This is a genomic window from Gilvimarinus sp. 1_MG-2023 (assembly GCF_030548285.1).
The window spans coordinates 1-238 of record NZ_JAUOSC010001670.1; the positions used below are offsets into that span (position 1 = coordinate 1).

General features: G+C 47.5%; 1 pseudogene. It reads right to left on the minus strand.

The window, feature by feature from the left end:
* Positions 1–238, minus strand: a pseudogene (locus Q4563_RS22470) (MFS transporter); the annotation flags it as partial.

Sequence of the window (238 nt, forward strand, 5' to 3'; positions counted from 1 at the left end):
GCCCAGTGCCATAACGAAACTGCTTGTATCATCAACAGTAGAGCAAGCAGAATCAGAGCGGCAGCGATCAGTACCACATTTTTCATCTGACGGCGTTTTTCCGCAATAATAATCAGTGGAATCATCAGGCCAAAGGCCAGTATCAGTACCGGCAAATACAAGTAACTATGGTGCTCTGGTGGCAGATCAAGATTGCTGAGTTGCAACGGGATGGCGACAAAAATAGCCACCATCAGGG